This is a genomic window from Pseudomonas sp. GW821-FHT01D09 (assembly GCF_059422465.1).
In genome coordinates this window covers 21,756-28,104 of record NZ_JBWKWY010000049.1, presented here as the reverse complement: position 1 = coordinate 28,104, position 6,349 = coordinate 21,756, and the positions used below count along the sequence as shown (strand labels likewise).

Sequence of the window (6,349 nt, the reverse complement as noted above, 5' to 3'; positions counted from 1 at the left end):
GGCTGCGATGGCGGCGGCACTGTTGGCATTGAGGCTGGCTGAACCGCCGCTATCGCAGCCTCGCTGGGGCTCGACAGCTCCCACAGGGTTTATCGGTGTTTGCCGGATCTGCGTGCCTTAACACTGGCGTCCTACAGCGAACACGGTATGCCTGTTGGCCCCAAATAATGTGGGAGCTGTCTCGCCCGGCGAGGCTGCGATGGCGGCGGCACTGTTGGCATTGAGGCTGGCTGAACCACCGCTATCGCAGCCTCGCCGGGGCTCGACAGCTCCCACAGTGATCCCGGGTAATCAGGCCGGTTTGGCTTGCTGTTCAAGGTGCAGTTGCAACTCAGGCTTAATACCCAGCACGCCCGCCAGTTCGTCCAGGTAGTCGCGCTCGGCCTCTTGCTGATCATCTACCAGCAGGACGCTGGCCAGGTAGACTTCGGCCGCTACCGCCGGGTCACTGGCATACTCGGCAAAATCCGACACATCCAATGGCTTGGCGACTTGTGCATCAAGCCATTGCTGCAAGTCCGGATCGTCGGTATGACGCCCGAGTTCCTGGGAGATCAACGCCTGCTCTTTTTCGTCGATCCGTCCATCCACCTTGGCCGCCGCGATCAATGCACACAGCACTGCGTGGCTATGGGCCTCGACATCGGCGCCGGAGAGTTGATCAACCGTCTGCAACGCCTGTTGCGGCGCCGAGGCCTGTTGCTGCTGCCAGGCCTGGTACGCCTGGAACGCCATCATCCCCAGCGATGCCAGGGCCGCGTAGTTGCTGGCGCCTGAGCGCGTCTGGGTCGAGCCGCCGGCTGGCGCACCACCGAGCATCCCGCCAAGGCCACCGAGCAGATCGCCCAGGCCACCACTGCCCGACGTCGAGCCGCCAGCGCCACCGCCCCGCAGCAAGCCACCGAGCAAACCGCCCAACCCACCGAGCCCTCCCGCTCCGCCCTGAGGTGCCGCCGAACCGCCTTGCGGCTTGATCGCCGCCTGTAGCAGTTGTCCCAGTAGATCGCTGGTGTTCATGGTATTGCCCTCCTGTGGGCTGTGCTCCAGACCCGCAACAATAGTCGCTGGCGCCTATAACGCCAACACCCGCCGGCAAGCGGTTTTTTATCGACCGGCCTGGGCCTCAACAAATCCGGCACAACCCTGTAACAGCCGTGAGAATTCTTCAGATTAACCACCATCGCGTAGCAGCTGCCGCGGGGTTTACGGTCTGGCGCGGGCCTTGTAGCCCGGCAAGCTCGCGGCATAGGCCAGCGCCTGCTCACGGGAGCCAAAGGAGGCCAATCGATCATCCTTGGTACACACGCGCCACGGGCCGCTATTGACCCGGACAATGTCATAGCCATTGAGCTGCATTTTGTTCAACAGGGGAACGCTCATAGTCATCTCTCCTCTAGAGATAAGCCACGGGTTGCCCGGTCCACCATACGCCCGATCCAGGCCTTGTGGCTTACCGAACGTCGCTGACTGCCCTTGGAGCACTTCACGCTCCGGCACGTCTTTTCCGTGCCTTGCCCAGGCTCAACAAGCCGCCGCCAAGGCGCGGACAATCAAGCTGCGGTTCAACCAGCCTTTTTATGGTAAAAACAGGGGCATCACATGAATACACAAACCCTTTCCCCTGATAGCAATGGAGGCTTCATGAAACTGGTTGGCATGCTGGACTCGCCCTACGTACGCCGCGTGGCGATTGCCCTGGATCTGTATGGGGTGGATTTTGAGCAGCAATCGCTCTCGGTGTTCAGCACCTTCGACGAATTTGCCAGGATCAACCCGGTGGTCAAGGCCCCGACACTGGTGCTCGACGATGGGACGGTGCTGATGGACTCCAGCCTGATCCTGGATTACTTCGAGGCCCTGGCGCCGGCCGATAAAAAGCTGCTGCCCCAGACCGCCGTCGCCCGCGCACGGGACCTGCAACTGATCGGCCTGGCCTTGGCCGCCTGTGACAAGAGCGTGCAGATTTACTATGAACACAACCTGCGGCCCGCAGAGAAGCTGCATGAACCGTGGCTCGAGCGCGTAACCGGGCAACTGCTGGCCGCCTATTCGGGCCTGGAAAAACGCTTGGCCAACGCGCCAGGCGAGTCCCTGACCCAGGCGTCGCTCAGCGTCGCGGTGGCCTGGTCCTTTACCCAGTACGCCGTGCCCTCGGTGGTCAAGGCCGAGGACTTTCCCAACCTGCAACGCCACGCCCGGTTGGCCGAGCAACACCCGGCGTTCGGCAAATACCCTATCCAATAGCAGCAGTGCTGCTCATTGCCGCCCCCGGGCAAAGCCATTGACCACGATATACAGCAGCGGGCCGACCGAGACGAAGACCGCCGTCAACAGCCAGTACGGCAGCACACTGGCCAGGGACCGGCCCTTGGCGCGGGCGTCGCGGTACATCCACACACACGCCAGGGCCGCCATCAGGTACAGGTCGATCACCACCTGGGCGGTGTCGGGCCGGGATAACAGCTCCAGGCCGAACGCCAGCAGCGACTGCTCGGCCCAGAACAGGGTGCCCAGGGTGTACAGGGAAAACGCCATCAGGCTGGCCAGGGCGATATAGGGTTTGCGCATCGGGTCCACCGCGTAGGATTGGGCAAGCCGCAGATTAGTGATAACGTCGCCGCCATCTCAATGACCTGCGAGGTCATGGACGCCAACCGCCCCGCCCTGCCAGAGTCAGCCCATGAGCCGCCCACCGTTCCCCCGCGCCACTCCCGAGTCCGACGCCGGCACCCAACTGCGCCTGTTGCGCCGCCAGGCGAAGTTGAGCCAATTGGAGCTGGCACTGATCACCGGTATTTCCCAGCGCCACTTGAGCTGCATCGAAACCGGCCGCGCCAAGGCCAGCCCCGGCACACTGCACAACCTGCTCAGCGCCCTCGATGTGCCCCTGGAGCACTGCAACCGCCTGTTCCTGGCGGCCGGCTACGCCCCGCGCTATGAAGCCACGCCGCTCACCGCGCCAGCAATGGATGCCATCCGGGACGCCATCAACCATGTGCTGAAGGCCAACAACCCGGCACCGGCGATTGTACTGGGCAGCCACTGGGAAGTGCTCGCCGCCAACGCCAGCACCCAGGTCCTGTTCGACCTGGTAGGCCTGGCGCCAGACGCGGCACAAGGCCTGAACCTGCTGACGACCCTGCTGCAACCGAGTGGCCTGGGCGACCATCTGCTCAATGCCGACGAAATCCGCCACCTCGCCTGGCAACGGGCCGCCCGTGAAGCAGTGGGCAACCCGGCCCTGGCCACGCTGCTGGACAGCCTGCCCGTGCCGCAAGGCTCGCCCCCCCTGGCCAATGAACTGCCGCCCTTGGTGCTGACACGCGTCAACTCACAGCATGGCGTGCTGGACTTCATGTCCACCTTCACCACCTTCGGCATGCCCCAGGACATCACCGTCACCTCATTGCGCATCGAGCATCTGATCCCGGCCAATCCCCACACCTGGCACGTCATGACCACCGCCTATGAGCAATCCCTGGTGCGGTAGGCACGCTCAGAACTTGGTCACCACGCCCATGCGCAACGTACGCCCCGGCGCCGGCATAAAGCTTTGGGCCAATGGGTCCAGGTAATAGCGATCCGTCAGGTTTTGCAGCGACACGTTGACCTGGGTGTGGTCCTGCCATTTGTAGTTGAGGAACAGATCAAACAGCGCCACTTCGCGATAGACCAGCTGCGGCGTGGTGGCGCCGGTCTGCCAGAGTTTGTCGGCGGTGACGGTCGGGCCCGAGGTATAGGTCAAGCGCCCGCCGACTGTCAGCGTCTGGTCGAAGAAGCGCAACCCCGTGGTCAGGTTGCCGGCCACCCGTGGCGGGTTCTGGGTGTTGGTGTACGAGCCCATGAAACTGCCCGGTGTGCAGTTGGGGGTGGCGCCAAGGTCCCGATAGGGGTTGGAGCTGGCCCGCAGGCGCGCGGCGAAGGCCGAGTCGCAGGTTTCGGTCTTTAAATAGTAGGTCGCGGACAAGTCGGTAAATACCCGCCCGGCGTCGTAGTTCGATTGCAGCTCCAGGCCACTGGTCTTGAAGCTGTCGGTATTGCTGAAATTCATCAGGCCCATCTTGCCTGGGCTCGGGTCGTAATAGCGGGTGATGTAGTTTTTGATGGTGTTATTGAAATACGCCAGCTTGATCGACGCCGAGTCGTTGGCAGCCAGCAGGCCTTTTTGCATCGTGCTCGCACCGATTTCCCAGTGACTGGAGCGCTCGGGCTTGAGCCCCTTGCCGGGCAGGGTCTGCAACGTCCCCAGGCTGCTCTCGAACAATGACGGCATGCGCAGGCCCTGGGTGTACGAGGCATAGATAAAGGTGTCTGGGGCCAGTTCTAAATTGACGCCGAAGGCCGGCGAAAATGCCCCCGCGCTGTCGCTTTGCTTCTTGGCATAGGTGTAGCCGGTCACGACCTCGCCCACCTGGGCCGGGAAGACGCGTGTGCCCGTCCCGCCATAGTCGTTGTAGGGCGTGCCTTCAAACGGAAAGTTGGTATTGCCGAAGACAATCCCATTGTTCAACCGCGGGTCCGTGGCGTCGGTGTACTGCCCGTTCTGGTCGGGAAACCACATCATGAAGTCGTAGCGTCCAGGCTTGATCACGTTCACGTAGCGCGCTTCGCGCTCCTCGCGCTGCGCCGTCGAATGCATCATATGATCCTGGGTACGGTAATACAGGTAGCGCCCGCCGCCCCACAGCGTCAGCTCGTCGACCGGCTTGTACTCCAGCTTGCCGTTGAGGCTGAACTCCTGGCGCGAACCGTCACGCAGGCCGCGATTGGCGTTGATATCGTGCTGGGTGGTGACCACGCCCTTTTGCGGGCGCAGCTCCTCGACCTGGAACCCGCCGCCCAGGTCCAGCTTGAAATCGCCGTGATCGGTCACAAAGCGCGAGGTGTTGACCAGGTCGCCGCCGATGCGCCGGTCGGCCTGACGCGTCCAGTTGCGATCCGAACGATAGGCCTGGGATTTGGGCGCCAGCACCGAGGTCAACTGGCTGGTCTTGGCATCGGTCATCCACAGGCTGGCCGTCAGGTCCACCAGCATATTGCCCGTCGGCAGGTAGTGATAGCGGGCGGTGTAGGTGTCGATCTGGGTGCGGCCACGCGGGTACTGGTAGATGCCACCGGTGCCGAACCGGAAGATGTCCGACGGCATGATCTCGCCCATGCGCCCATCGTAGCGGCTGTAGCCTAGGTCGAAGGTGTGGTCATCGGCCGGGCGCAGGGTGGTCTTGAGCAGGAGCGATTCGGTTTGCGCCGAAGAGTTGAGCACCTCTTCGCCGGCGTTGTAGGTGGTGGCCACCGTCATGTCTTCGCGACCATAGCGGTCAAAGGTGCGATAGCGATCCTGGCCGTGCTTGCCGGAGAAATAGTTGCCCTGGTTGCGGTGGGCATAGGCGGCCACCACATCAAACAGGTCATGGGTATAGGCAAACGCCGCACTGCCCGATTCCGCGTCGGAACCGAACAGGCCGCCCCGGTTCCGGTGCGGCTCGGCGTACAGGTTCTCGGTGGCCGAATGGCGGTTGCGCGAGGCCGGCGCGACACCGTTGTTCCACAGGTCGCCCTTCAAGCGCAGGCCCACATTCTGGCCATCACGCAGGATGTCATCCACACCCAGGGTGCGGATTGCCACTGTGCCGCCGATGGCGCTGGAGGTCAGGCTGGGGCCCTTGTCGATGGACACGTCGCTGATCAGGTCGGGGTCGATGTAACTGCGCTGTTGCGTGCCCGCATAGCCGCGATAGACATCCAGCGCCTGTTGCGAACCGTCGACCGTGACCGCGACCCGGCTTTGCCCCTGGATCCCGCGGATGTTCACATCCAGGCCACCGCCATTACGACTGTCGCCCACCTGCACCCCGGGCTGGCCCTTGAGCAGGTCGCCGGCGGAGATCACGCCAAAGCGCTGCACGTCTTCGTTGGAGATATACACCGACAAACGTGGCGCCGAGTAGACCGCTTTCTTCTCAAGGTCATCGCCGATGACTTTCTGCGACGGCAGCACCAGCGCACTGGTTGCCGGATGCAGTTCAAAACTGCCATCGGCCTGGCGCTGGAAAGCCAGGCCCGTGCCCGCCAATAACCGCGCCAGGCCGGCTTCGGTGCTGAAGTCGCCGTGCAGGCCGTTGCTGCGCTTGCCCGCCGTGAGCGTCGCACTGCCGGCCATGCTGATACCCGCCTGCACGCCGAAACGCGAGAGCGCCTGGTCCAGGGGGCCGGCCTCGATGCTGTAGGGCTGGGCGAACACCGCCGGGCTGTACAGCGGTTGCAGGCTGAGTAACAACAGACCCAATGTGCGGGTGCGCAAGACACTTGCGGGAGAAATCATGCAGGGCTCCTAGAGGTGAAGGCCCAC

Annotated in this window: 6 protein-coding genes; 2 read left to right on the top strand and 4 right to left on the bottom strand. The window is 63.2% G+C overall.

Annotated features, from left to right (window positions below):
* Nucleotides 1-291: 291 nt before the first annotated feature.
* Nucleotides 292-1,017, bottom strand: coding sequence for a tellurite resistance TerB family protein (locus AC07W7_RS25955; protein ID WP_495040383.1), 726 nt, complete (start codon nucleotides 1,015-1,017; stop codon nucleotides 292-294).
* 186 nt (nucleotides 1,018-1,203) lie between these two features.
* Nucleotides 1,204-1,380 (bottom strand): DUF2188 domain-containing protein, encoded by a 177-nt coding sequence (locus AC07W7_RS25950; protein ID WP_076960756.1) that lies wholly within the window; start codon nucleotides 1,378-1,380, stop codon nucleotides 1,204-1,206.
* Nucleotides 1,381-1,641: 261 nt separating this feature from the next.
* Here AC07W7_RS25950 and AC07W7_RS25945 point away from each other — a divergent pair, with 261 nt between their 5' ends.
* Nucleotides 1,642-2,244 (top strand): glutathione S-transferase family protein, encoded by a 603-nt coding sequence (locus AC07W7_RS25945; protein WP_076960755.1) that lies wholly within the window; start codon nucleotides 1,642-1,644, stop codon nucleotides 2,242-2,244.
* A 12-nt stretch (nucleotides 2,245-2,256) separates the two neighbouring features.
* Here AC07W7_RS25945 and AC07W7_RS25940 read toward each other — a convergent pair whose 3' ends face one another.
* Entirely contained in the window at nucleotides 2,257-2,568 is a 312-nt protein-coding gene (locus AC07W7_RS25940; protein WP_236309665.1) for a DUF2834 domain-containing protein, read from the bottom strand.
* 112 nt (nucleotides 2,569-2,680) lie between these two features.
* On the opposite strand from AC07W7_RS25940, the gene AC07W7_RS25935 reads away from it, so the two are divergent.
* Nucleotides 2,681-3,490, top strand: a complete 810-nt coding sequence (locus tag AC07W7_RS25935) for a helix-turn-helix domain-containing protein (protein ID WP_495040382.1) — start codon at nucleotides 2,681-2,683, stop codon at nucleotides 3,488-3,490.
* Between the two features lie 6 nt (nucleotides 3,491-3,496).
* On the opposite strand, the gene AC07W7_RS25930 is transcribed toward AC07W7_RS25935, so the two are convergent.
* Entirely contained in the window at nucleotides 3,497-6,322 is a 2,826-nt protein-coding gene (locus AC07W7_RS25930) for a TonB-dependent receptor (RefSeq protein WP_495040381.1), read from the bottom strand.
* Nucleotides 6,323-6,349 lie beyond the last annotated feature (27 nt).

Bases quoted from the DNA above. Each gene is read 5' to 3' on its own strand.
- AC07W7_RS25950 (WP_076960756.1), bottom strand. From the start codon at position 1,380: ATGAGCGTTCCCCTGTTGAACAAAATGCAGCTCAATGGCTATGACATT.
- AC07W7_RS25955 (WP_495040383.1), bottom strand. From the start codon at position 1,017: ATGAACACCAGCGATCTACTGGGACAACTGCTACAGGCGGCGATCAAG.
- AC07W7_RS25930 (WP_495040381.1), bottom strand. From the start codon at position 6,322: ATGATTTCTCCCGCAAGTGTCTTGCGCACCCGCACATTGGGTCTGTTG.
- AC07W7_RS25945 (WP_076960755.1), top strand. From the start codon at position 1,642: ATGAAACTGGTTGGCATGCTGGACTCGCCCTACGTACGCCGCGTGGCG.
- AC07W7_RS25940 (WP_236309665.1), bottom strand. From the start codon at position 2,568: ATGCGCAAACCCTATATCGCCCTGGCCAGCCTGATGGCGTTTTCCCTG.
- AC07W7_RS25935 (WP_495040382.1), top strand. From the start codon at position 2,681: ATGAGCCGCCCACCGTTCCCCCGCGCCACTCCCGAGTCCGACGCCGGC.